General features: G+C 65.1%; 17 protein-coding genes and 12 pseudogenes. 20 read left to right on the top strand and 9 right to left on the bottom strand.

Going from position 1 to position 23,952, the window contains the following annotated elements:
• Positions 1-239: pseudogene (locus tag KIT86_RS14100) on the bottom strand (hypothetical protein); the annotation flags it as partial.
• The gene (locus KIT86_RS14095; protein ID WP_297399381.1) at positions 236-739 is read right to left on the bottom strand and encodes a GAF domain-containing protein; all 504 of its coding nucleotides are present in this window, start codon (positions 737-739) and stop codon (positions 236-238) included. The pseudogene KIT86_RS14100 and the gene KIT86_RS14095, both read right to left, overlap by 4 nt.
• A gap of 144 nt (positions 740-883) precedes the next feature.
• On the opposite strand from KIT86_RS14095, the gene KIT86_RS14090 reads away from it, so the two are divergent.
• Entirely contained in the window at positions 884-1,852 is a 969-nt protein-coding gene (locus KIT86_RS14090; protein ID WP_297399379.1) for an MBL fold metallo-hydrolase, read from the top strand.
• 55 nt (positions 1,853-1,907) lie between these two features.
• On the opposite strand, the gene katG is transcribed toward KIT86_RS14090, so the two are convergent.
• Together katG and KIT86_RS14080 are read right to left on the bottom strand one after the other, a co-directional pair.
• Positions 1,908-4,070 (bottom strand): catalase/peroxidase HPI, encoded by a 2,163-nt coding sequence (gene katG, locus KIT86_RS14085; protein WP_297399385.1) that lies wholly within the window; start codon positions 4,068-4,070, stop codon positions 1,908-1,910.
• Positions 3,968-4,900, bottom strand: a complete 933-nt coding sequence (locus KIT86_RS14080) for an AEC family transporter (protein WP_297399377.1) — start codon at positions 4,898-4,900, stop codon at positions 3,968-3,970. The genes katG and KIT86_RS14080 overlap by 103 nt, the downstream gene beginning before the upstream one ends.
• Before the next feature lie 102 nt (positions 4,901-5,002).
• Here KIT86_RS14080 and KIT86_RS14075 point away from each other — a divergent pair, with 102 nt between their 5' ends.
• Positions 5,003-7,081: an ATP-dependent helicase gene (locus KIT86_RS14075; RefSeq protein ID WP_297399375.1), complete on the top strand. Its 2,079-nt coding sequence runs from the start codon at positions 5,003-5,005 to the stop codon at positions 7,079-7,081.
• On the top strand, positions 7,078-7,569 hold the full coding sequence (locus tag KIT86_RS14070; RefSeq protein WP_297399373.1) for a hypothetical protein: 492 nt from the start codon (positions 7,078-7,080) through the stop codon (positions 7,567-7,569). Before KIT86_RS14075 ends, KIT86_RS14070 begins: the two co-directional genes overlap by 4 nt.
• Positions 7,570-7,639: 70 nt before the next feature.
• On the opposite strand, the gene KIT86_RS14065 is transcribed toward KIT86_RS14070, so the two are convergent.
• The 3 genes from KIT86_RS14065 to KIT86_RS14055 form a co-directional block, all read right to left on the bottom strand.
• Entirely contained in the window at positions 7,640-8,284 is a 645-nt protein-coding gene (locus KIT86_RS14065) for an N-acetyltransferase (protein WP_297399371.1), read from the bottom strand.
• Between the two features lie 397 nt (positions 8,285-8,681).
• On the bottom strand, positions 8,682-9,080 hold the full coding sequence (locus KIT86_RS14060; RefSeq protein ID WP_297399369.1) for a hypothetical protein: 399 nt from the start codon (positions 9,078-9,080) through the stop codon (positions 8,682-8,684).
• 165 nt (positions 9,081-9,245) lie between these two features.
• A complete protein-coding gene (locus KIT86_RS14055) occupies positions 9,246-10,181 on the bottom strand; it encodes a type VI secretion system ImpA family N-terminal domain-containing protein (RefSeq protein ID WP_297399367.1) in 936 nt (311 codons plus the stop codon).
• A 26-nt stretch (positions 10,182-10,207) separates the two neighbouring features.
• Between KIT86_RS14055 and KIT86_RS14050 the strand changes: the two are divergent.
• From KIT86_RS14050 to KIT86_RS14040, 3 pseudogenes are all read left to right on the top strand, one after another.
• Positions 10,208-10,369, top strand: a pseudogene (locus KIT86_RS14050) (type VI secretion system contractile sheath large subunit); the annotation flags it as partial.
• Between the two features lie 74 nt (positions 10,370-10,443).
• A pseudogene (locus KIT86_RS14045) lies at positions 10,444-10,599 on the top strand (type VI secretion system tube protein Hcp); the annotation flags it as partial.
• 72 nt (positions 10,600-10,671) lie between these two features.
• A pseudogene (locus KIT86_RS14040) lies at positions 10,672-11,372 on the top strand (type VI secretion system baseplate subunit TssF); the annotation flags it as partial.
• Positions 11,373-12,175: 803 nt separating this feature from the next.
• Here the strand turns inward: KIT86_RS14040 and KIT86_RS14035 are convergent.
• Positions 12,176-13,399, bottom strand: coding sequence for an FAD-dependent oxidoreductase (locus tag KIT86_RS14035; protein ID WP_297399365.1), 1,224 nt, complete (start codon positions 13,397-13,399; stop codon positions 12,176-12,178).
• A gap of 146 nt (positions 13,400-13,545) precedes the next feature.
• On the opposite strand from KIT86_RS14035, the pseudogene KIT86_RS14030 reads away from it, so the two are divergent.
• The 5 genes and pseudogenes from KIT86_RS14030 to KIT86_RS14010 form a co-directional block, all read left to right on the top strand.
• Positions 13,546-13,854 (top strand): annotated as a pseudogene (locus tag KIT86_RS14030) (hypothetical protein); the annotation flags it as partial.
• Positions 13,828-14,989 (top strand): annotated as a pseudogene (locus tag KIT86_RS14025) (IS3 family transposase). The pseudogenes KIT86_RS14030 and KIT86_RS14025, both read left to right, overlap by 27 nt.
• 172 nt (positions 14,990-15,161) lie before the next feature.
• Positions 15,162-15,353: pseudogene (locus KIT86_RS14020) on the top strand (IS630 family transposase); the annotation flags it as partial.
• 66 nt (positions 15,354-15,419) lie between these two features.
• Positions 15,420-16,284 (top strand): IS5 family transposase gene (locus KIT86_RS14015; protein WP_297399363.1). Its coding sequence is split into 2 segments (ribosomal slippage): positions 15,420-15,832 and positions 15,831-16,284, totalling 867 coding nucleotides; the frame shifts between segments, so codons are not numbered across the junction.
• 4 nt (positions 16,285-16,288) lie between these two features.
• Positions 16,289-16,472, top strand: a pseudogene (locus tag KIT86_RS14010) (transposase); the annotation flags it as partial.
• Between the two features lie 42 nt (positions 16,473-16,514).
• Here KIT86_RS14010 and KIT86_RS14005 read toward each other — a convergent pair.
• A pseudogene (locus KIT86_RS14005) lies at positions 16,515-17,165 on the bottom strand (GntR family transcriptional regulator); the annotation flags it as partial.
• 302 nt (positions 17,166-17,467) lie between these two features.
• Between KIT86_RS14005 and KIT86_RS14000 the strand changes: the two are divergent.
• From KIT86_RS14000 to dmpE, 9 genes and pseudogenes are all read left to right on the top strand, one after another.
• Positions 17,468-17,818: pseudogene (locus KIT86_RS14000) on the top strand (transposase); the annotation flags it as partial.
• 19 nt (positions 17,819-17,837) lie between these two features.
• Positions 17,838-18,011: pseudogene (locus tag KIT86_RS13995) on the top strand (IS3 family transposase); the annotation flags it as partial.
• A gap of 112 nt (positions 18,012-18,123) precedes the next feature.
• A pseudogene (locus KIT86_RS13990) lies at positions 18,124-18,501 on the top strand (transposase); the annotation flags it as partial.
• A 439-nt stretch (positions 18,502-18,940) separates the two neighbouring features.
• Positions 18,941-19,783, top strand: a complete 843-nt coding sequence (locus KIT86_RS13985) for an alpha/beta fold hydrolase (protein ID WP_297399360.1) — start codon at positions 18,941-18,943, stop codon at positions 19,781-19,783.
• A 25-nt stretch (positions 19,784-19,808) separates the two neighbouring features.
• The gene (locus tag KIT86_RS13980) at positions 19,809-20,249 is read left to right on the top strand and encodes a 2Fe-2S iron-sulfur cluster-binding protein (RefSeq protein WP_297399358.1); all 441 of its coding nucleotides are present in this window, start codon (positions 19,809-19,811) and stop codon (positions 20,247-20,249) included.
• Between the two features lies 1 nt (position 20,250).
• Positions 20,251-21,195: a catechol 2,3-dioxygenase gene (locus tag KIT86_RS13975; protein ID WP_297399356.1), complete on the top strand. Its 945-nt coding sequence runs from the start codon at positions 20,251-20,253 to the stop codon at positions 21,193-21,195.
• 14 nt (positions 21,196-21,209) lie between these two features.
• Positions 21,210-21,641 (top strand): heme-binding protein, encoded by a 432-nt coding sequence (locus KIT86_RS13970; RefSeq protein ID WP_297399354.1) that lies wholly within the window; start codon positions 21,210-21,212, stop codon positions 21,639-21,641.
• A 32-nt stretch (positions 21,642-21,673) separates the two neighbouring features.
• Positions 21,674-23,128, top strand: coding sequence for a 2-hydroxymuconic semialdehyde dehydrogenase (locus KIT86_RS13965; protein WP_297399352.1), 1,455 nt, complete (start codon positions 21,674-21,676; stop codon positions 23,126-23,128).
• Positions 23,129-23,142: 14 nt separating this feature from the next.
• The gene (gene dmpE, locus KIT86_RS13960) at positions 23,143-23,925 is read left to right on the top strand and encodes a 2-oxopent-4-enoate hydratase (RefSeq protein ID WP_297399350.1); all 783 of its coding nucleotides are present in this window, start codon (positions 23,143-23,145) and stop codon (positions 23,923-23,925) included.
• Positions 23,926-23,952 lie beyond the last annotated feature (27 nt).

Here is a 23,952-nt window from a genome sequence, read left to right as displayed (position 1 = left end):
GGCTCGCAGGCCAGCTCACCGCCACGCAATCGCGCGAGCAGCGCCAGAGCCGCTTCGCGCTCGGCCAGCGAGAGCAGGAGGCCGTGATCCACGTTGCCCTGCATCCATTTTTCGCCCTGGGCGATGGTGGTCGCCTGCTGCAGCCGCACCAGCTGCAGCTCGCGGCACACCGAGGCCACCGTGCCGCGCACCAGCCCATCGGGTTCGATCAGCAGCACCTGCGGTCGATGGGCGCTCACGACACCGACTCCTCGCGCCGGAAAAGCTCCTCCACCACCACGTCGCGCAGGCCGTTGAGGATGGCTTCGTCCAGCTTGTCGAACTGGCGCGGGCGGCGGTCCATGATGCACAGCGTGCCCACGACCTGCCCGTAGGGCAAGCGCAGCAGCGCTCCGGCGTAGAAGCGCACATAGGGGTGCCCCACCACCATGGGGTTGTCCGCAAAGCGGGGATCGGCCAGGGCGTCGGGCACGATCAGCGTCTTGGCCATTGTCACCGCGTGGCCGCAGAAGGAAATGTCGCGCGGCGTTTCCTGTACGTCGCCCATGCCGAAAGACGACTTGAACCATTGGCGGTCCTGGTCGACCAGCGACACCAGCGCGATCGGCACATTGAATTCTTTCGCCGCGAACGCCGAGATGCGGTCGAAACGCGCCTCGGGCGGCGTGTCCAGGATCACCAGGTCACGAAGTGCCTTCAGGCGCCTCGCTTCGTTGTGCGGCAAAGGGGCTTTGATCACGGCATTCTCCATGCCGGCACATCCAGCGCCGGCCTGCCTGTCCATCGGCAGCCTCTCCTACAACTTTAGGCTTCACAAGGCCGACTTTGCTCAAATATAAGCGAATTGCGATATAAGAGCAGGCAAGACTACTGGAGACGACCCGTGCCCCGACTTTCCCTTCGCTGGTGGCTTGCGCCCCTGATGGCCCTGGCCACCTTCGCCGCCCAGGCCCAGCCCGCCGCCGACACCGGCCCGGCCATGACCGTGGAGGCGGTCGGGCCGCACAGCTACTACGTGCAGGGGCTGACCCAGCTGGGCTCGACCAAGAACCAGAACTTCATCAGCAACGCGGGCTTCGTGATCACCCCGCAAGGCGTGGTGGTGGTGGACGCGCTGGGCTCGCCCCGGCTGGCCGAACGGCTCACGCAGGCGATCCGCCAGCGCACCGACCAGCCGATCACGCACGTGATCCTGACCCACTACCACGCCGACCACATCTATGGCCTGCAGCACTTCAAGCAACTGGGGGCGAAGATCATCGCGCACGCTGCGTCGCGCGAGTACATCCAATCCGACACCGCGCGCCTGCGCCTGGAAGCCTCACGCACCGACCTGGCGCCCTGGATCAACGAGCAGACCCGCATCGTGCCGGCCGACATCTGGATCGACGGGCCCACGTCCCTGAAGGTCGGCGGCGTGGTGTTCGATCTGACCCCGGTCGGGCCGTCCCACACGCCCGAAGACCTCACGGTGTTCGTGCCCTCGGAGAAGGTGCTGTTCGCGGGCGACCTGTTCTTCAACGGCCGCCTGCCTTTCGTGGGGCAGGCCAACAGCCGCCAGTGGATCCTGTCGCTGGAGCGGTTGCTGGCGTTTGACGCCAAGGCCGTCGTGCCCGGGCATGGTGCCGCGTCCACCGACCCGAAGAAGGACATCGGCACCACGCGCGACTACCTCAGGCACCTGCGCCAGAGCATGGGCGAGGCGGTGGAGAACTTCGTGCCATTTGAAGAGGCCTACGACAAGACCGACTGGTCCGCTTTCGAGGCCATGCCCATGTTCGGCCCGGCCAACCGCATGAACGCCTACAACACCTACCTGCTGCTGGAGCAGGAGGCGCTGAGCAAGAAATGAAAAAGCCCCGGGCTCAACGCCCCGGGGCTCTGGGTCCGACCGGCCGCCGCAACGATCAGGCGAGGTCGAACCGGTCCAGGTTCATGACCTTGGTCCAGGCAGCCACGAAGTCCTTCGCGAACTTCGGCGCGGCGCCCGCTTCGGCGTACACCTCGGCCACGGCGCGCAGTTGCGCATTGGCGCCGAAGACCAGATCGGCGCGCGTGGCGGTCCACTTCGCGGCCCCGGTCTTGCGGTCACGTCCCTCATACGTGTTTCTTGACGTGGGTTTCCATTCGGTGGCCATGTCGAGCAGGTTCACGAAGAAGTCGTTCGTGAGCGCGCCCGGCCGCGCGGTGAGCACGCCATGCGCCGATCCATCCGCGTTGATGCCGATGGCGCGCAGGCCGCCGAGCAGCACCGCCAGTTCGGGGGCCGTGAGGGTGAGCAGTTGGGCCCGGTCGATCAGCAGCACCTCGGCCGGCACCGAGAGCGCGCCCTTGACGTAATTGCGAAAGCCGTCGGCCACCGGCTCCATCACCGCGAAGGACTCGACATCGGTCTGCTCCTGCGAGGCGTCCATGCGGCCCGGCATGAACGGCACGCTCAGTGCCTGACCGGCCTGCCGGGCGGCCTGCTCCACGCCCACCCCCCCGGCCAGCACGATCAGGTCGGCCAGCGAAATGCGCTTGCCACCCGCGGCCGACTGGTTGAACGCGCCCTGGATGGCTTCGAGCGCCTTGAGCACCTGGGCCAACTGCGCCGGCTGGTTGACTTCCCAGTCCTTCTGGGGCGCCAGCCGGATGCGCGCGCCGTTGGCGCCGCCGCGCTTGTCCGAGCCCCTGAAGGTGGAGGCCGAAGCCCAGGCGGTGGCGACCAGCGCCGAGGCACTGAGGCCCGCCGCGGCGATCTTGTCTTTGAGCGCCGCCACGTCCTCGGCCTCCACCAGCGGGTGGTTGACCGCGGGAATCGGGTCCTGCCAGATGAAGCTTTCCGGCGGCACTTCGGGGCCGAGGTAGCGCGCGCGCGGCCCCATGTCGCGGTGCGTGAGCTTGAACCAGGCGCGCGCAAAGGCATCGGCAAACTGCTGCGGATGGGCAAGGAAGCGGCGCGAGATCTTCTCGTAGGCCGGATCGAAGCGCAGCGACAGGTCGGTGGTCAGCATGGTCGGCAGCCGCTTCTTCGACGGATCGAAGGCGTCGGGGATGATGGGCTGCGCGTTCTTCGCCACCCACTGGTGCGCACCGGCCGGGCTTTTGCTGAGCTCCCACTCGAAGCCAAACAGGTTCTCGAAGAAGTTGTTGCTCCACTGCGTGGGCGTGGTGGTCCAGGTCACCTCCAGCCCGCTGGTGATGGCATCGGCGCCCTTGCCGCTGCCATGGCTGCTGTGCCACCCGAAGCCCTGGTGCTCGAGGTCGCTGGCTTCCGGCTCGGCACCCACGTGCGTCGCGGGCGCGGCACCGTGCGTCTTGCCGAAGGTGTGGCCCCCGGCGATCAAGGCGACGGTCTCCTCATCGTCCATCGCCATGCGGGCGAAGGTGTCGCGGATGTCGCGCGCGGCTGCCACCGGATCGGGGCGGCCTTCGGGACCTTCGGGGTTGACGTAGATCAGGCCCATCTGCACCGCCGCCAGCGGGTTCTCCAGGTCGCGCGACTTGCCCGAGGCACCGTCCGGGTTGTCTTCGGACACCAGCACACCATGGCCCGGCACACCCTCTGAGCCCCCGGCGTAGCGCACGTCGCCTTCCAGCCATTTGGTCTCGCGGCCCCAGTACACATCCTGGTCTGGCTCCCAGGTGTCGGGCCGGCCGCCCGCGAAGCCCAGCGTCTTGAATCCCATGGACTCCAGGGCCACGTTGCCAGCGAGGATCATCAGGTCGGCCCAGGAAATCCTGTTGCCGTATTTCTGCTTGATGGGCCACAGCAGGCGGCGCGCCTTGTCCAAGCTCACGTTGTCGGGCCAGCTGTTGAGCGGCGCAAAACGCTGCTGGCCCCGGCCGGCCCCGCCTCGCCCGTCACCGATGCGGTACGTGCCGGCGCTGTGCCACGCCATGCGCACCATCAGGCCGCCATAGTGGCCGAAGTCGGCAGGCCACCAGTCCTGCGAATCGGTCATCAGCGCGTGCAGGTCTCTCTTCAGGCCTTCATAGTCCAGCTGCGCGAAGGCTTCGGCGTAGTTGAAGTCGGCACCCAGGGGATCGGACTTGGCTGAGTGCTGATGAAGCAGATCGACGCGCAGTTGACGGGGCCACCAATCCCGGTTCGTGGTTCCGCCACCGCCAGCGGCGCACCCGCGTGGATGGCCAGCCAGCCCACGGCGAGCACCAGCAGCGGGTGCACGAAGAGCTTCATCAACGCCACGGGCACATAGTCGGCCAGTGGCATGGGGTGGTTGGCCGTCATCTGCGCGCGCGCCAGCACCGCGCCGATGGTGAACAGCGCGACGGGTGAGGCCGAATCGGCAAGCAGCCACACCGTCTGCTCCACCGGCTTGGGCAGGGTGAAGGCCCAGGCCGAGGCCAGACCACCGAGCACGATCGCCCAGGGCATGGGGTTGGTGAGCACGCCTTTGAGCGCCTTGCGCGTGGCCTCGGCCACAGCCGAGCGGCCCTGGCCCTGGGCCTCGTCCAGGCGAGAGAGCGCAATGCACAGCGAGCTGGTCACCACCATGTCCACCACCATGGTGAGGATGACCGTGCCGGCAGCCGACGCGCCGAGCAGGGCCACGATGAGCGGCACGCCCATGAAGCCCGAGTTGGGAAAGGCCGCCACCAGCGCGCCCAGGGACGCGTCGTTCCAGCGGATGCGCGCGTTGCGCGTGAAGGCGATGGTCGCGCCGACCACGACGAGGCCACACAGCAGGTACAGGCCGGCCACCCAGCCATCGAGCAGCTGCGCGATCGGCGTGGTGGAGCCGAAGCGATACAGCATGCAGGGCAAGGCAAAGAACAGCACGAAGCCATTGAGCCCGGGAATGGCCTCCAGCGGCAGCATGCGCCGGCGCGCGGCCACGTAGCCGGCGAGCACGAGCGCGAAGAAGGGGAAGGTGACCAGCAGGATGTGCAGCACGGGCCCGATTGTCTCAGGCGCCCGTGGGCGGCCCGCGACACCCCGCCCGGTATGATCCAACGCTCTTTTCCCGCCTTTCCCGACGTCCGCCCGCCCCTGCCCATGTCCCACGGCCTGAACCTCGCGCAACTGGAAGCCGTGAACCACCTGGCGGGACCCTGCCTGGTGCTCGCGGGCGCGGGCTCGGGCAAGACGCGGGTGATCACGCACAAGATCGGCCGGCTCATTCAGGCCGGCCTGGCGGCCGACCGCATTGCCGCCATCACCTTCACCAACAAGGCCGCGGCCGAAATGCGCGAGCGCGCGGCCCAGCTGGTGGGGCGCGATGCCCGCAAGGTGCTGATCTGCACCTTCCACGCGCTGGGCGTGCGCCTGCTGCGAGACGACGGCGAGGTGCTGGGCCTGAAGAAGCAGTTCTCCATCCTCGACACCGACGACATCACCAGCCTGCTCAAGGACTGCGGCGGCACCAACGACGCGGCCACCGCCCGCGGCTGGCAGTGGACGATCAGCGCCTGGAAAGGCGCGGGCATGAATTCGGCGCAGGCCCTGGCGCAGGCCAAGGACGAGAACGAGCGCGTGGCCGCCACCATCATGGCGCGCTACGAGGAGCGCCTCACCGCCTACCAAAGCGTGGATTTCGACGACCTCATCACGCTGCCGCTCAAGCTGCTGCGCGAGCACGAGGACGTGCGCGCGCGCTGGCAGAAGAAGATGGGCCACGTGCTGGTGGACGAGTACCAGGACACCAACGCCACGCAGTACGAACTGCTCAAACTGCTGGTGGGCGAACGCGCCCGATTCACGGCGGTGGGTGACGACGACCAGTCCATCTACGGCTGGCGCGGCGCCACGCTGGACAACCTGAAGAAGCTCCCGCACGACTTCCCCGAGCTCAAGGTCATCAAGCTGGAGCAGAACTACCGTTCCACCAGCGCGATCCTGCGCGCGGCCAACAACGTGATCGGCCCCAACCCCAAGCTGTTTCCCAAGACGCTGTGGAGCGACCTGGGCGAGGGCGAGCCGGTGCGCGTGGTCAACGCCGACAACGAAGATCACGAGGCCGAGCGCGCGGTCGCGCGCATCCTGAGCCTGCGCGCGAGTTCGCAGCACAAGGAATGGCGCGACTTCGCCATCCTGTACCGCGCCAACCACATGGCGCGCCCCTTCGAGCAGTCACTGCGGCGCGCGCAGGTGCCGTACAAGGTCTCGGGCGGACAGAGCTTTTTCGACAAGGCCGAGATCCGCGACCTCTGCGCCTGGCTGCGTCTGCTGGTGAACAACAACGACGACCCGGCCTTCCTGCGCTCGGCCACCACGCCCAAGCGCGGCATCGGCCACACCACGCTGCAGCAACTGGGGGCTTTCGCCACACAGTACAAGCTGAGCCTGTTCGAGGCGCTGTTCGCCAACTCGCTGGGCGCTGCGCTGGCGCCGCGCGCGGTGGCCACGCTGCACGAGTTCGGCCGTGCGGTGAACGACCTGGAGTACCGCGCACGCCACACCGTGGGCCACGAAGCCGCGCGCGCTTTCCTCACCGAGTGGCTCAAGGACATCGACTACGAGAAGCACCTCTACGACAGCGAGGACAACGAGAAGGTGGCGGCCGCGCGCTGGACCAACGTGATGGACTTCTGCGACTGGGTGGCCGGCCGCTGCGGCGGCAAGCTGGAAGAAGAGGACGGCGTGAAGACCGAAAGCGAGCGCAAGAGCCTGCTCGAGGTGGTGCAGACCATCGCCCTGCTCTCCACGCTCAGCGAGCGGGAGCAGGACCAGAACGTGGTCACGCTCTCGACGCTGCACGCGTCCAAGGGCCTGGAATGGCCGCATGTGATGCTGGTGGGCGTGAACGAAGGCCTGCTGCCGTTCAAGATGGACGAGGAGCCCGGCCAGAGCGACGCGCAGGCGGCCGACATGGCGCAACGCCTGCAGGAAGAGCGCCGCCTGATGTACGTGGGCATCACGCGCGCGCAGCGCACGCTGGCCGTGAGCTGGCTCAAGCGCCGCAAGAAGGGCCGCGAGAGCATTCCGGGACAGGCCAGCCGCTTCATCAAGGAGATGGCGCTGGACCAGGCCACCGTGAAGGAAGACCCGCGCGAGAAACTGCGCGCGCTGCGCGCCGAGTTCGCGCAACGCGCCACCGAGCAGGCTGCCCAGAAGGCGGCCGACCCTGCATCATGAAACACCTCTGTCTCGCCCTCGCATGCACATTGCTGTGCGGTGCCGGCCTTGCACAGGCACCTGCCTCCGCCCCCACCGCCCCCACCGCCTGCACCTCCGGCGGCGACATGGTGCCCAGCCAGCTCTACGGCCTGTGGCAGCTGGTGCTGTGGCCGCAGGAGGGCGGCAGCGAAGCTGCGCCCGCCTCCAGCGGCGCGCTGCTGTTTGAGCGCCACCCGGAGTACCCGGACAGCGTGCGCGGCAACCTCAAGCGCAGCACGGCGGGCAACGACCGGCAGGCCGTGGTGTCGGGCGACGTGACCGACGGCGAGTTCAACCTCGACGAGTCGGCCGATGGCGTGAATCTGGACGCGGTGTGGGAAGGCAGCGTCACCGCCTCGGGCTGCGGCCAGGAGCTGCGCGGCATCCGCCGCTCGGCCCAGGGGCGCAGCACCCCACCCGAGCCGGTGATGAACTTCGTGCTGAAGAAGGTGCCGGGCTGGCGCTGAGCCGGCGGCGCATCAAGGCCCCGGGGCGGCCGCCAGCTGCAGCAGGCGCCCGCCCTGCACTGACGACCGCTCAGACACCGCGCATGCCGGTTGCGGCGGCGAAACGCGCCAGCGTCCAGCCGCTGCCGAGCAACAACATGCGCGTGTGCAAGTCGTCCATCACCGCTGGCGCCACCTCAGGGCCCAGGTACGTCAGGTTCTTGTCGCGCAGGCGCACACAGCCGAGCTCGTGGTCGCGCGCGAGCGAACGCCACAGCGCGTGCGCACCGGGTGACTGCCGCGCGCCCGTGACCAGGCACAGGCCCGCGCCCAGGCCCCAGCGGTAGATGGCGCTGGCCAGCCCACGGCGCTGGTAGGCCTCCCCGTAGCTGGAGTGGGGCGCGCGCACCACGCGGTCGGCCGCGCGGTTGACTTCGATGAGGCGGTTGAACACCGTGTAGCCCGCCAGCCGGCGGTGCCGCACGTCTTCCACATACACATAGAACTCGCCATCGGCCTCGCGGTAGCGCACCACGAGGTCCGGGTCGTTCAGCGGGATGGAAGGAATGCCATGCAGCCGGTCGCCGGGCCGGTGGATGCGGTCGTAGATCGAACCGAAGGCGTCCTCCATGGGCTGGCTGGGGCGCTCCACATCGATGCGCAACTCCGTGCACCGGCGCCACCACGCGGGTGGCGCGAACGACCAGAAAGACGAATGCGTTAGGGTGAGAACCATGGACGGACAACTCCAGACGTGCAGGCACGGCCGCGCGCGAGCGCGGGCGTGGAACGGCCTTGGCGAGGAAGGCCGGACGGCGGGTGCGTGGAGGGGGGCTTGGGCCGCGGGCTAGCCGCAGGCCTCGATGCGCCGCGGGCGTTGACCTGTCACGCTCAGGTCAACGCGAAACGAATGTGCGGCCAGAGGCCCACGGGCATGGCGGCGCGGCCGACGAGGGCATCGGCGGTGTGCGGCGGGCGCGCGCAGGCCAGCGCCATCGACAAGGTGGCGCGGGCGAGTCTGAAAGGGCGCACCCGGCATGAAGAAACGAAAGCTCCGCTGGACGACCGGTGGTGGTCAACGCAGGGATGTTAGTGGCGCCCCCATATCGCACGCAGGAGGTGCGGTATTGCGTTCAGGCGGTTTCCCGGGCCAGCGCCCCGGCGGCATCGGGCACGCCCACCAGCAACTGGCTCAGGTGCGCCGGCACATCGTTGTCGAAGCTCATGAGCGCATCGCTGGGCTGCGCGGCGGCGGCCGATTGCAGCAGCTCGCGCACAGCCGCCTGTTGCCCCGCATCGGCCGGGTGGCCGAGCCGCGCTTCCAGCGCACAGAGCACCGCCTCCCGAAGCCGGTCGGAGCCGAGCACGTGCCAGGCGTAGTCGATCTCGTACCGGTCCACGGCGTTCTTCAGGCTCTCGCCGTCCAGCCGGGCCTCTTCAGCCACATGCGCCAGTGTGCGGGTCACGAGGCCCTGGGTGAAACGGCTCAACAGCTCGTCGTTGCGCACAAGCGCCGGGGTCACAACAGGCATGGGATCTCCAGAAGGGGAATGGGGCTGGCTTCGACCGCAGCGCGGTGAAAGGCGGAACCCAGAAATGAAAAAGCCCATCGCGCGAGGGATGGGCTTTTGCGACATCTGATGGATTCGGTCGAATCCTCTTCAGATCAGAGAGGGCTGGAGTGTAGCACCCGGGCCTCAGTCGTCCCGATCCCAGGCTTGCATCAGATCGGGGGGGATCATGTGCGCCACCTCCGCGAAGCGCCTGCCCCACATGCGATCCGCCTGCTTCAGCAGGATCGTGACGGGGCTGCTCGGCTCGTGGTGTTCGACCCAATGCCGGATCTGGCGCAGCAGGGCACGGATCTGCTCGCGCTCCTGCGCGATGTGCGCATGGGTCGCCACCGCGGCAGGCAAGGCAGGTGGTCCCACGCCCCGGGCATCGCCGAGGTCAACCGGCTGCGCCACCGCGGACCCGGGCGGCGGCCCCTGTCTGCCTGCGCCGGCCTCGACCTCTTCGATCTGCAGCTTCTCGCCGCGCGAGGGCACGGCGGCGAAAGCGGCCATGCCACCGAGCAGGTGCATCAACGGCCCCAGGTGAGGCGCGTCGTCTCCGAATGCACCCTGGCTCCAATGGTCGATACCCAGCACCGCGTTGCCACAGGCGAGCAAGGCGCGCAAGGCGCCATCGCCTTTGACGTGCAGATCCGCCAGCTGGCGCTTCACACCTTCGGGCTCGGGGGCGTAGGGCGGCCGGGGCACGGCGAAGGCCCGTTCCACGTCGCGCACCGTCAGGCGAAACGCGGTGCCGGCGCTGACCACGACGTCGCGCACGTCCCCCAGCAGACCGTCCGGATCGCACAGGGCCGCCAGGGCGTTGGCCCGCACCGCGGGATCCGGCACGCCATCGAGCATCACCTGCGGATGCACCTGTTCTGGGTAGGCCTGCAACACCGCCTGGAGCGTGAGCAGGCCCTCCAGCAGGCCGGCCGCGCCCGCCAGGCGGCAACGCGCTCGCGTGAACCACACCAGCACCCCGATGTCCTTGCTGCGCAACAGCAGGCGGCGTGCATCGCGCTCGACCTCGGCCCAGTCGGGTGCCTCGGGCCGGGACGAAAAACTGCCGTATTGCACCTCGCTCTGCGGGGCCAGGGGCGCTGCGCCGTCCCTTGGCCGCGGCCGAGGTGGTGGTGCAGGACGTGGAAGGCAACCCAGGCTACTACAGCGCCAAGTTCTTTCTGCGCCCCCATTTCCAGCTCGAAGGCCTGACCGTGAGCCTGCGGCTGGTTGCCAAGCTGCCATCAGTCAAGGCAGCAGCCTGAGCGGCACCCGCAGCCCAGGCCGTTCTCACACCCATTTTTTCCCCTTTCTCAACCTCACTTCAAGGAGTCAATACATGGCACAAGACATCTTTCTGAAAATCGCTGGTATCGATGGTGAAAGCCAGGACGCTGCCCACAAGAACGAAATCGATGTTGGCAGCTGGGAATGGCAGGTCCTCCAGGAAGCCAACATGCAACAGGGCTCGGGGGGCGGGTCCGGCAAGGCCACCGACCATGACGGACGTGTCATCAGCGGGTCCGCCACCGGCGTGCCCGGCCGCATGGCCGAGCATCCGCATGTGGTGACGCAGGATGCCCTGGTGCACGAAGGCCTGGGCAGCGACCAGGGCCTGCTGCCGCAGGCCTGGAACACCTGGCATGGCCACAACCTGCTGCACGAGTACTTCGCCTGTCCCAGCCGCTTCTACTTTCTGGCGTTGCGGGAGCTGGCGCCAGGGCTGTCGCGCATCCAGGGCAAGGAGGCCGAAGTGGTGGTGCTGCTGACACAGGACACGACCCGGTTGCGGGGCCTGGTCGATGAAGACCAGTTCGCCTTGTTCTGCACCCCGGTGGTCAACCTGTTTGAGCGGCGGACCGACCGCATCGAGACCTGCCCCGCCTGGTGCCGCGCAACGGCCGTTCGGACTTGAGCGTGAAGGCCTCGTTGCCGGTCGGTGCCATTGGTCTGGTGCGGCCCCCCAGCCCACCGCGCCCTCCCTTCGCCCAGGGCGAGATGACGTGGCGCCTGATCCGCCAGCTCAACTTCAACCACTTGCCGCTGATGGACATGGATGTGCGCCAGGGCGCGCAGGCCCTGCGGGACATGCTGCGCCTGTTTCTGGGCATGGACGATCCCGTTGCCAGCCGGCAGGTGGACGGTTTGATCGGCAGCCGCATCACGCCAGTGACCCGCCGACTGCCAGGACATGGCCCTCTGGTGTATGGGCGCGGCGTGCAGTGCGACTTGACGGTGGATGAAGATGCGTTCAGTGGCGTGAGCCCCTAGGGGCCCTGACACGACGACGCCAGGCCGTCACGCAGGCGATTGATGCAGCGACCACCCGGAGGAAGGCGAACCCAAAGCAAAACGCCCCAGAACCTGGAAAGGTGCTGGGGCGCTGAATCTTGGTGGTGGAGTATAGCACGCAGGATAACCCTCATCCCGCCTTCCTGCGCCAGAGGGCGCAACCGAGGGAGAGTCCGCGCGACACGGGGTAAGAAAACCGTCCCCCCCGCTGTTCCCACCGTTCCCCGAGACTCACCCAGCCAGACCGGCTTGTAGCCCGAAGCGTCCTTCGAGGCAACCCAAGGGCGCAAGAGAGAGCGAGTGGGGCCAGACGACTACATCGCTCAGTGCAGCTTAAGCCGATGGTTCGCTGGCTGAGTGATCCAAATTACCTGGGGGTGTACCGGTCGATCCGAACACGCGAGAAGCATTCTCGGCCAGCTTTCCGAATTTCGCGGGATCTAACGCTACAAAGAGCGCCGTCGCTTCGGCGAACAGAAGTCCTTCGTCATTACTGAGTACACCTCAGTGAACTTGCTCTTCTTCAGGACATGCTCCTGGCACAATTCGGGCCTTGATCATGCTGGTCGATGTTACGAAACGGTACGAAAACCTGGGTCAGGGTCACTGGCCCACACCAGCGGCTCTTCCTGCGCTCAACTGAGAGCCACCATCAATGCGCGCAAGGACACGCGAGATTACGACTACGACTGCGGGGCATGCGCATTCTTGACACACCGAGCCGTGCCGTGCAGGGGCACGGCCTTTCTCTGAGCTATGCGCGCGTCATACGCAGGCACTCACGCGGCAACGGCGGCAGCGAGCTTGCGCAAGTCGGTGGCCGGGTCGGCGAGCGCGGCGCGGTCGGGCTGGGCGCCGACCGCGAGCAGGCGCCGCAGCGGTGCGAAGTCGCGCGCGTTGTTCACGCAGGTCGCGCCCACAATGCGGCCTTTTTGCAGCTCGATGAGCGTGAACTTGGGGGCGTCGAGTGAGAGTTCGCCACGCACGATTTCCTCGTCACCACTTGCAAGCCCCGCCACCTGGATGCGCAGTGCCCCCTGGTCGGACCAATACCACGGCAACTCGGCAAATCCAGGCGCGGCTGGATCGACCAAGTGGCGCGCCACCGCGATGCCCTGGTTCTGCGCGTTCGACCAGGTTTCGATCCGCTCGAAACGCCCGCTTAGAGGGTTGCGCTGGCGCGTTACGTCGCCAAGAGCATAGACGTCGGGACAGGTGGTACGCCCATAGGCATCGACGAAGATGCCGTCGTCGCAGGCCAGCCCGGCTGCGCGCGCAAGCGCGTCGTTGGCCAACACGCCTATGCCCACAACCACCATGTCGGCCGCGATGCGCGTGCCATCGTCGAGCAGCACCACGCCATCGACGGAGCCCGTGACGCTGCGCTCAAAGCGCAGATCGACCCCTTGCGCCGCGTGGTAGCGCGCGACGAAGTCGGCCAGCGTGGCCGGTGCAGCGCGGCTCATGAGGCGCGGCTGAGTTTCGACAAGGCTCACGTGGACACCAGCAGTGCGCGCCGTGGCGGCGAGTTCGAGCCCGATCACACCGCCGCCTACGATCAAAAGTCGCGACTGCGGGCGCAGCCCGGCCTGGATGCGCCGCGCATCTTCCAGCGTGCGCAGCGTATGTACCGGCATGGTGGCGCCCTGCAAGGTCGGTAGCGCGCGCGGCGCTGCACCCGTGGCCAGCACCAGCGTGCCATAGGGAAGGGTGCGCCCGTCCGACAGCGCCACCGTGTGTGCCTGCGGGTCGAACGACTGCGCCGTGACGCCCAGCAGCCATTCGACCTCAGGCGCGCGCTTGCAGTCAAGGCGGATCTTCTCGGCGTCGCCATGGCCCATGAAGTCCTTGGACAAGGGCGGTCGGTCGTAAGGCAGCTCGGCCTCGTCGCCGACTACGGTGATCAGCCCCTGGTAGCCCGCCTGGCGCAGTTCGGCCACAAAGGAGACGGAGGCCAAGCCGGCACCGACGACGACAATGGCGTTTAGATTTTTATTCAGCATCAGTAATGTCCCAACGTTTTCACGCTATCTATCCCCCAGTTGACCTTGCGCGAATAGTTGCGCGACATTGAGGCCGATCTGCGCTCGCACAACGGCGCGCTCATATGATACCGCATGGGCTTTCGCTGACAGACCATTTCGCCCAAGGCAAGTCCCGAGGTGGATGGAACACCAAGTTCATATGGTTGCCGCGGATGCTCGAACGGCCGTGACGCTCTGCCTGTCGCCGGGACAGGCGCACGACGCGCCCACGCCGACGACTCATCGAGAGCCTTGGGAAGACCAGCAGGCCTGTGCACTTGCTCAGGGATCGAGCCTACGAAGGCGACGAGACACGCCAACTCGCCCTTGAGGTTGCCCCTGAAAAGTGAAGTGCTTGGCCTTGTTGAAAATACCGACAAGGGAGTCGAGAGATGTCAAAGCAGCAGGTGCGTGCGCAGTACACGCAGGTGTTCAAGTTGGAGGCGGTGCGCCAGGTACGGTCTGGGCAGGCTATTGCGGTCGTGGCGAAGGTGCTGGGCATACCCAGCGCCAGTCGGCCAAAGGCGAGCTGAGCCGCAGCGGTGCTGATGACAAGGCGGCAAGGGTGTCGCCAGAGCAGATGGAACTGGCGCGGCTCAGAGCAGAAAACGCTCGTCTGAGGATGGAGCGAGACATCGCAAAAAAAGCCGCGGCGTACTTCGCGCAGGACACGCTGCGGGGTACGCCTGGGTTCAACAAATGAGACGACAGTACCCGGTGAGTCTGTCCTGCCAGGTGCTCGAACTCAGTGCCAGCGGCTATTTCGCGTGGCAGCGCCGCCGTGATGCCGAACGCCCAGGACCCGCAGGACGCCACAGCGACGAGGCACTGCTGGCTCACATGCGGGCCATCCACGCCGAGGTCAAGGGCGAATATGGCTGGCCCCGCATGCACAAAGAGCTGTTGGCCCGAGGCATTCGGGTCGGCAACGACCGGGTGCGTCGGTTGATGCAACAGCACGGCATCAAGGCCAAGACCAAGCGCAAGTTCGTGGTGACCACCGACAGCCGCCATAACCTGCCGGTGGCGCCCGACCTGGTGCAGCGGCGCTTCAACCCCGAGGCTCCCAATCAGCTCTGGTGTGGCGACATCACCTACATCGCCACCGACGAGGGCTGGCTGTACCTGGCCGCTGTTCTTGACCTGTTTGGTCGCCAGGTGGTGGGCTGGAGCCTGCAACCTCACATGCAGACCAGCCTGGTCAAAGATGCGTTGGCCATGGCGTGGTGGCGTCGGCGCCCAACGGCCGGTTTGATATTCCACAGCGATAGGGGCAGCCAGTATTACGGCGGGTACTTCCAGGCCGCGTTGAAAGGTTGGGGCATGCGCTCATCGATGAGCAGAAAGGGGAACTGTTGGGACAATGCACCGACTGAAAGCTTCTGGGGGCGGCTGAAAACAGCCAGCGTGCATGGTCACAAATTCGCCACCCGTGAAGAGGCCAGGAAAGCGGTGATGGATTGGATGGCTTTCTACAATCACCGCAGGCTGCATTCGTCGCTGGGCTACCTCAGTCCCATGCAGTACGAGCAACGCTGGTACGAGGTACAGCGTAAAAAGGCCGCGTAATCGTTGGGCTAAGAACTACACGAAACAGGGGCAAGGTCACCATCGTGCGGATCAACCAGCGCACCGCGAGCATCGATCCGGGCGACGGCACGACCTGCGCGTCGGCTTCGCTCTGCTGCGCCGAGTCATCGACATCTGAACCGGTCAATAGGGCCTTGAGGCCACGCTTACGGCGCTGGAGCGCACGCAGCCGATGCTGCCCATGGGATTGGGCTACGTCGAGGGCGTCACCCACGACTACAAGCGCCACCGCACGACCACGTTGTTTGCTGCCTTGAACGTTCTCAACGGTGCCGTGCTGGCGGCCTGCAAGCCGCGCCACCGGCATCAGGAGTTCCTGGCCTTTCTGCGCGAGATCGACAAAGGATTTATCCGTAAATTAAGTAAACTCCAGACCTGAGCCGACCTTCACTCGGCACAGGAAAGACAGATGGCCAAGGCCCATGCCCATTCGTGGGAGGTGACGGATGAATTCTGGGCCCGGGTTGAGCCCCTGGTGCCGCAGCCAGTGCGCGACCCAAACAAGCAATACCTGCGCAGTGCGGGAGCGGGGCGTCCACCCAAGGCGCCGCGATTGGTCTTCGAGGCCATCGTGTATGTGCTCAGGACGGGTTGTCAATGGAAGGCGTTGCCAGCCGAGCGCTTTGGCAGTGCCAGCGCGGTGCACCAGAGATTCATGCAATGGTCCAAGGCTGGGTTCTTTGAGTCGTTATGGAAGGCGGGCCTTGCCGAATACGACGAGCTCGAAGGCATTGCCTGGCGCTGGCAGAGCATCGACGGGGCGATGATGAAGGCGCCGCTGGCGCAAGAGGCCGTTGGACCCAATCCAACGGATCGGGGAAAAAAACGGCAGCAAGCGCCACCTGCTGGTGGACGGGCGTGGCGTCCCGTTGTCTCTCGTCGTGACGGGAGCCAACGCGCACGACGTGACGCAGATTGAGGCTGTGCTCGATGCCATCGTGGTCAAACGTCCGACTCCAAAGCAGCGCCGCTCCAAGCATCTGTGCGCAGATGCGGGCTATCGCGGCAAAGGTGCCATGGCCGTGATCCTTGCCCATGGCTATATCCCGCATGTGGTCAGCCGCAAGAACGAAGCGGCGCAGAAGAAACGAGAGCCGCAGAAGAAGGCCCGCCGCTGGGTGGTCGAGGCCTGTCATGGCTGGTTCAACCGCTTCAGGAAACTATTGGTGCGCTACGAAAAGCTCGAACACACCTTCCTGGCGCTCAACCACCTGGCGGCAGCCATCATCGCCCTGCGCAAGATCGATCTGCCCGTTAATATTATTTACGGATAAATCCAAAGCCGTCCCTGCCGAGTTGGACATTCACTGCATCTGCGACAACTACACCACACACAGCCATTCGAAGATCAAGGCCTGGCTGGCCAGTCGGCCTCGCTGGCACATGCAATTTCATCCCGACCTACAGCTCCTGGTTCAATCAGGTCGAGCGCTTCTTTGCGCTGATCACCGACAAGGCTGTAACCGACCTTCCTGGTGACTGCCAGTGAACGTTTTACGTGAGAGGTCAGCAGCGATATGGCTTCTTCTGTTTTGCGTGCAAGCACAGAATCACATATCGCTTGGTGCTCTTCGTGCACCTTGAAAGAGAAGGGGTCTCTGATGGCTGAAACTCGGCGGTAACGCTCAGCTTGAAAGTATAGGATGTGCTGAAATCGGAGCAATCGAGTCGATTTGCAAGCACTCAATAGTGATTCGTGAAACTGGCGATTGCATTTTTCCCAGTAGGCGAAAGCGTCTTTCGGGTTGGTGGCCAGACGCTGCTCAGCGAGCGTCAGTTTGTGAAAAGCGCTGACGATCGCGACTTCCCAGTCATCCTTGCCATGTGCCATGCTCTCGCGCAAAGCCTCGCCTTCGATCAGGATGCGCAAGCGCGTCAGGTCTTCCAGATCGGCCTGCGACATGGGTGCGACCCGAAAGCCGCGCTGTCCCTGCAACACAACCAGATCTTCTGAAACGAGGAGTGCAAGCGCTTCGCGCAGAGTGCCGGAGCTCACGCCGTATCGACCCTTCAAATGCTCGACGCGCAACTTCTCGCCCGGAGCCCAGTACCCATCAAGGATGTCACACCGCAACTGACTGAAAGCGGTCGCGATCAGCGTATTCGATTGGCCTTTCGGATCTCCCCGTTCTTGGTTGGTTTTAGAGACATTCATGTTAAGGACAGCTTACGACGACTGTGCGCTCGGATGAAACCGACGCACCAGCAAGCACACAGGTGACGGGCATAGTTTACCCAAAATTATCGATTAACAAGAGAAGTTGCCCCGCAAATCTGCATAAAGCAGGCGCCTGTCTGCGGCGCAGCGCATCGCAATGCGCGGATGCCCCAATGCGCCCAGCCTCATCGGTGGGCATGGTCGGCCCTCGATGGTGGATCTCCGCACGCTCGGCTCTGAAGACCTCAAGACCATGGGGCCGCCAGCGGTTGCCGAGGCCGCCGCGCGCATGCTCGCGCAAGTGGGCTTGCCGCTGCTGCCAGACCCTGGTGCAGGAGCCCGTGGCCCCACAACAGGTCGTGGACAAGGGCCAGCCCACGGCAGGCCTGGTGGCGCACACGCTGGTCTCGCGCTTCGTGGACCACGTGCCCTACTACCGCCAGGAGCAGATCAACGCCCGCTCGGGCGTGCACACGCCGCGCTCAACGCTGGCGAGCTGGGCAGGCGCCGGTGGTGCGACACTGGCACCGCTGTACGAGGCGCTGCGCAAATTCGTGCTGAGCGCAAGGGTGCTGCACGCCGACGAGACGCCGGTGGCGATGCTCGACCCCGGTGCAGGCAAGACGCGCAAGGCCTATGTGTGGGCCTATGCGCGTGGCGCCTTCGATCCGATACCAGCGGTTGGCCGCCCTCACAGCCGTGGCTCGAGGGCACGTAACATCATCACGGCGCTTCCCTCGGTTCCGAGCGCAGCCACGCGCGGAGATTGCCAAGCTGCAGCGCGTTCTCGGCAAGAAGACTTTGGAGAACGAGATCCTCAAGGAAGCCGTGGGGCACGGCGCATGCAGCCGCCCGTCCCAGCATTGAGCGCTTGATCACGTTTCTCAAGCGCGAGTTGTCCGACAGCGATGACGAGATTGCCGGGCACGTGAAGCAGCACCATGACGAACTGGCGCAGGCCCTGCTCAGCGTTCCAGGCATTAGTGCGGCCAGCGTGGCCGTACTGATCGCAGGCCTGCCCGAGCTGGGCTCACTGGACCGCAAGCGCCTCGCGGCGCTCGTCGGGGTGGCACCGCTCAACCGGGACTCGGGACAGATGCGCGGTCAGCGCACGATCTGGGGCGGCCGCGCGGACGTTCGTTCAACGCTCTGCATAGCTACCCTGGTGGCCACTCGGTTCAATCCCGTCATCAAAGCGTTCTATGACCGCTTGCTGGCCGCCGGCAAGCGCAAGAAGGTCGCGTTGGTGGCATCCATGCGCAAGCTGCTCTCAATCCTGAACGCCATGGCTAAACACTGCAGGAAGTGGGATCCGGTGGCGTTTCACGCTTGACAATTCAAGACGGTTGCTGTGCCCAGTTCCGCCTACTTCAGCGCAAAGGCGATCTGGTCCTCGGTGAACTTGCTTTTCTTCACGACATGCTCCCGGCCCTTTCGGGCCTCATCATTCCGGACGTTTCTGTAACTGAACGGTGCTGATTCCTGGGACAGGGTCACCCGTGCAGTAACCGCAAAGGCCGGCATATCGGTCCGCGCGACCCAAGCCTTCGCTCAGGTGTTCAAGATAGTGATCAAAGCGCTCTGCTGCGTTCATCGATCCTCCATCTCGAAGTCCTGAAGGTCGCATTATGTCATATGTGACACAGCAAGATTAGGGTTTGCTCTTATAGAGCAATATCATGGGATTTTCATAAAATATCGAGATTGCATTTTTCTACTCGCACTCAGAAACAGAAGCACGGCTATTCTTTCGTTATGCCACGATATTTTCTATGACGACCACTTCTCCCTCCCCCGAAATCGGCAAGAGCCTCGTTGCAGCCGGGCTGCGCACCAACTACCACGACCTGGGCCAAGGGTTCCCGGTGCTGCTGATCCACGGCTCCGGCCCCGGCGTCAGCGCCTGGGCCAACTGGCGCCTGGTAATGCCCGTGCTGGCCAAAGAGCGCCGCGTGATCGCGCCCGACATGGCCGGCTTTGGCTTTACCGATCGCCCTGAGGGCGCCGTGTATTCGATGGACAACTGGGTGAAGCAGGCCGTGGGGCTGATGGACGCGCTGGGCCTGCCGCAGGTGGACTTGGTGGGCAATTCGTTCGGTGGCGCACTGTCGCTGGCCTTGGCCATACGCCATCCGCAGCGCGTGCGTCGGCTCGTGCTCATGGGCGCGGCCGGTGTGCCGTTCGAACTCACGCCCGCGCTCGACGCCGTTTGGGGCTACACCCCATCGTTTGAAAACATGCGCAAAGTGATGGATTGGTTCGCGTACGACCGCAACCTGGTCAGCGATGAGCTGGCGCGCCTGCGCTATGAGGCCAGCATCCAGCCCGGCTTTCAGGAGTCGTATGCGTCCATGTTCCCTGCACCGCGCCAGCGCTGGGTCGAAGCACTGGCCAGCAAGGAAGAAGACATCCGCGCGTTGCCGCACGAGGCGCTGATCATTCATGGGCGCGAAGACCAGGTGATCCCGGTGAGCAACTCCATCCGCCTGTCGCAATGGATTTCGCGTTCGCAACTGCACGTGTTCGGCCGCTGTGGGCACTGGACGCAGATCGAACATGCCAGCCGCTTCGCGCAGTTGGTGGGCAACTTCCTCGCCGAGGCTGACTCCGCGTGAGCGCGGGTACGCAAGGACTGCAGCCATGAGCGCCAAGACAGCCCATCCCGCCACCGACGCTGCGGGCCAGCACTGGGTGCGCATCGAACAACGCGCGGCCGAGACTGTGCAAGAGACCGGCTATCTCTGCGCCGAAACCGAAACCCTGTTGCAGGGCATGGCGCGCGCAGGCCACAAAGGCATTCCTGTGGGTTGCCTGGGCGGTGGCTGCGGTGTCTGCAAGGTCAAGGTGAGCGCGGGCAGTGTGCGCCGCGTCGGGCCCATGAGTCGTGCGCATGTCAGCGTCGAAGAAGAAGCCCAAGGAATTTGTCTTGCCTGCCGCGTCGCACCGCTCGCGAAAGTCGAGGTCGAGGTGCTGGGCAGGTTGAAAAAGGCCCTGGGGAAGGCCCCAGGGTTTTCGTGGAGTGCTGGTGTGGCCAAGCTCGGCGCATCAGATTGTGCAACTGTAAATGTGAAGGAGACCTGAAATGGGCATCATGCGAATCGGCCACGTCAGCCTGCGGGTGATGGACATGGCCGCGGCCGTCAAGCACTATGAAAATGTGCTGGGCATGCAAACGACTATGAAAGACAAACGCGGCAACGTCTATCTCAAGTGCTGGGACGAGTGGGACAAATACTCGCTTATTCTCACGCCCTCCGAACAGGCGGGCCTGAATCACGTGGCTTACAAAGTAGAGCACGATGCCGATTTGGACGCGCTCCAAAAAAGAATCGAGGCTTATGGCATCCACACGGACATGCTGCCGGAAGGCGATCTGCCGGCGACCGGACGAATGCTACGCTTCAACATGCCCAGCGGCCACGAAATGCGGTTGTACACCCAAAAGGAATGCGTAGGCACCGAAGTGGGCTCCGTGAATCCGGATCCTTGGCCGGACAATATCAAGGGTGCCGGGGTAAAGTGGCTGGATCACCTGGCCCTGGTGTGCGAATTGAATCCGCAAAGCAATGTGAACCACGTTGCGGACAATGTGAAATTCTTCAAGAGTTGCCTAGATTTTTATTTGAGTGAGCAGGGACTGGTGGGGCCGAATGCCTCGATCCAGGCGATTGCCTTCATGTTCCGGGCCACCAAGCCACATGACATTGCATTCCTCCCCGGGCCCAAAGCCGGCGTGCACCACATTTCCTTCTTCCTGGACTCCTGGCACGATGTGCTCAAAGCAGCCGACGTCATGGCGAAAAATAAGGTCAAGATCGATCTCGCACCCACCCGGCATGGCATCACCCGTGGCGAAACGGTCTATTTCTTCGATCCCAGCGGCAATCGTAACGAGACATTTGCCGGTTTGGGTTACCTCGCCCAGCCGGATCGGCCGATAAACACCTGGACCGAAGATAGCTTGTGGCGTGGAATTTTGTTCCATTCGGGGGAACCCTACGCCGCCTTTACGGATGTCTATACCTGATGCCGCCCCGCCCCATGGCTGAATCCACCTTGAGCGTGGGCACGCGCGCCATCGCCTGCGAGGCCGCTGCCGCCGCCGTGCAGGCGGCGGTAGCGCATGCGCAAGCGCTGGACATACGCATCAATGTCGCCATCACCGACCCTGCGGGATTGCTGATGGCCTTTTTGCGCATGCCCGGCGCGCCGCTGCACTCGATCGACATCGCCATCGACAAGGCCTACACGGCGGCGAGCTTCGGCGTGCCGACGGCGCAGTGGCTCGAGTTGATCGGCGACGAAGAAGCCCTGCGCATAGGCCTGCCGCAGCGCCCGCGCCTGGTGGTGTTCGGCGGCGGCTTGCCCATCCGCGAAGCCGGTGTGCCGATCGGCGGCATAGGCGTCTCGGGCGGCTCGGCCGCGCAGGACGAAGAGTGCGCGCGCGCCGGTCTGTCTGCGATAGGGCTGTAGGTTTCTTTGTTTTTTCAGATCCCCTCCTCGATATGAAGCAAATCTCGAATTTCATCGACGGTGCCTACGTCGCCACAGGCAAAACCTTCGAAAAGCGCTCGCCGCTCACGGGCCAGGTCATCGCGCAGGTACATGAGGCCGGCAAAGCCGAGGTCGATGCCGCCCTGGCCGCGGCGCGTGCGGCCTTGCGCGGTCCCTGGGGCCGCATGAGCGTGGCCGAGCGGGTCGAGCGTCTGTACGCCGTGGCCGACGGGATCAACCGTCGGTTCGAGGAATTTCTGGCCGCTGAGTGCGAAGACACCGGCAAGCCGCGCAGCCTGGCGAGCCACATCGACATCCCGCGCGGGGCGGCCAATTTCAAGATTTTTGCGGACGTGGTGAAAAACGTCCCCACCGAATTTTTCGAAACCGCCACGCCCGACGGGCGCGGCGCGATCAACTACGGCTACCGCAGCCCCGTGGGCGTGGTCGGCGTGATCTGCCCCTGGAACCTGCCGCTGCTGCTCATGACCTGGAAGGTCGGCCCCGCGCTCGCGTGCGGTAATGCGGTGGTCGTCAAGCCCTCCGAAGAAACCCCGCAGACCGCCGCGCTGCTCGGCGAGGTCATGAACGAGGCCGGCATTCCGCCCGGCGTCTATAACGTGGTGCACGGCTTCGGCCCCGATTCGGCCGGCGAATACGTCACCAGCCACCCGCAGGTCAACGCCATCACCTTCACGGGCGAAACACGCACCGGCGAAGTCATCATGAAGGCCGCCGCCAAAGGCGCGCGCCCCGTCAGCCTGGAGATGGGCGGCAAGAACGCCGCCATCGTGTTCGCCGACTGCGACTTCGACGCCGCCATCGAGGGCACCATGCGCTCGGTGTTTGCCAATTGCGGCCAGGTGTGCCTGGGCACCGAGCGTGTCTATGTCGAGCGGCCTCTTTTCGAGCGCTTCGTCGCCGCGCTCAAAAAAGGCGCCGAAGGCCTCAAGCTTGGGCGCCCCGAAGACGCCGCCACCAACATGGGGCCGCTGATCAGCCAAGAGCACCAGGCCAAGGTGCTGTCGTACTACCGCCTTGCGCTTGAAGAGGGCGCGACGCTGGTCACGGGCGGCGGCGTGCCCGACATGCCGGGCGAGCTCGCGGGAGGCAGCTGGGTGCAGCCGACGATCTGGACGGGCCTGTCCGAGACGGCGCGCGTGCTCAAGGAGGAAGTGTTCGGCCCCTGCTGCCACATCGCACCCTTTGACAGCGAAGAAGAGGTACTCGCCAAGGCCAACGACAACGACTACGGCCTGGCCACGGCCATCTGGACGCGCGACCTCGCACGCGCGCACCGCTTGGCGCAGCGCATGGAGGTGGGCCTTGCATGGGTCAACAGCTGGTTCCTGCGCGACCTGCGCACGCCCTTTGGCGGGGCCAAGCAGTCTGGCATAGGGCGCGAGGGCGGGGTGCACTCGCTCGAGTTCTATACCGAGCTGAAAAACGTCTGCATCAAACTGTGAACGAGATCTACAGCATGGACAAGCAACTGATAACAGCCCTGGGCGACGAGCTTTATGAAGCGCTGCGCCAATGCCGCACGGTCGAGCCCCTGACCAACCGGCACCCCGACATCACGGTAGAAGACGCCTACCGCATCCAGCAGCGCATGATCGCCCGCCGCCTGGAAAAGGGCGAGCGTATCGTCGGCAAAAAGATCGGCGTCACGAGCCAGGCCGTCATGAACATGTTGGGCGTGTACCAGCCCGACTTCGGCTACATGCTCGACGGCATGATCGTGAGCGACGGCGAGACCATACCGATGTCTTCGCTGATCCAGCCCAAGGCCGAGGGCGAAATCGCCTTCGTGCTCAAGAAAGACCTCATGGGCCCGGGCGTGAGCAATGCCGACGTGTTGGCCGCGACCGACTTCGTGATGCCCTGCTTCGAGATCGTCGATTCGCGCATCCGTGACTGGAAGATCAAAATCCAGGACACCGTGGCCGACAACGCTTCGTGCGGGGTATTCGTGCTCGGCGCCCGCATGGTCGATCCGCGCAAGATCGACCTCATCACCTGCGGCATGGTGCTCGAGAAAAACGGCGAAGTCATCGGCACCGGTGCGGGTGCTGCGGCGCTGGGCTCGCCCGTGAACGCCGTGGCCTGGCTTGCGAACACGCTGGGGCGCCTCGGAATCGGCCTCAAGGCCGGCGAAGTCGTGCTTTCGGGCGCGCTTGCCGCCATGTGCCCCGCGCAGGCGGGCGACCATTTTGCGGTGCATATTGGCGGGCTGGGCAGCTGCTCGGTGCGTTTTGGCTGAGCACCATCTCATTTTTCATGGACGGAG

This window comes from Hydrogenophaga sp., from assembly GCF_026125825.1.
Classification (GTDB): Bacteria; Pseudomonadota; Gammaproteobacteria; order Burkholderiales; family Burkholderiaceae_C; genus Hydrogenophaga.
The sequence above is the reverse complement of the archived record's forward strand: the minus strand, read 5'-3'. Positions and strand labels throughout refer to the sequence as shown.

What these genes read in the sequence shown, in the direction of transcription:
- KIT86_RS14075 (WP_297399375.1), top strand. Translation starts at nt 5,003, where the DNA reads ATGTCCCACGGCCTGAACCTCGCGCAACTGGAAGCCGTGAACCACCTG.
- KIT86_RS14070 (WP_297399373.1), top strand. Translation starts at nt 7,078, where the DNA reads ATGAAACACCTCTGTCTCGCCCTCGCATGCACATTGCTGTGCGGTGCC.
- KIT86_RS14065 (WP_297399371.1), bottom strand. Translation starts at nt 8,284, where the DNA reads ATGGTTCTCACCCTAACGCATTCGTCTTTCTGGTCGTTCGCGCCACCC.
- KIT86_RS14060 (WP_297399369.1), bottom strand. Translation starts at nt 9,080, where the DNA reads ATGCCTGTTGTGACCCCGGCGCTTGTGCGCAACGACGAGCTGTTGAGC.
- KIT86_RS14035 (WP_297399365.1), bottom strand. Translation starts at nt 13,399, where the DNA reads ATGCTGAATAAAAATCTAAACGCCATTGTCGTCGTCGGTGCCGGCTTG.
- KIT86_RS13985 (WP_297399360.1), top strand. Translation starts at nt 18,941, where the DNA reads ATGACGACCACTTCTCCCTCCCCCGAAATCGGCAAGAGCCTCGTTGCA.
- KIT86_RS13980 (WP_297399358.1), top strand. Translation starts at nt 19,809, where the DNA reads ATGAGCGCCAAGACAGCCCATCCCGCCACCGACGCTGCGGGCCAGCAC.
- KIT86_RS13975 (WP_297399356.1), top strand. Translation starts at nt 20,251, where the DNA reads ATGGGCATCATGCGAATCGGCCACGTCAGCCTGCGGGTGATGGACATG.
- KIT86_RS13970 (WP_297399354.1), top strand. Translation starts at nt 21,210, where the DNA reads ATGGCTGAATCCACCTTGAGCGTGGGCACGCGCGCCATCGCCTGCGAG.
- KIT86_RS13965 (WP_297399352.1), top strand. Translation starts at nt 21,674, where the DNA reads ATGAAGCAAATCTCGAATTTCATCGACGGTGCCTACGTCGCCACAGGC.
- dmpE (WP_297399350.1), top strand. Translation starts at nt 23,143, where the DNA reads ATGGACAAGCAACTGATAACAGCCCTGGGCGACGAGCTTTATGAAGCG.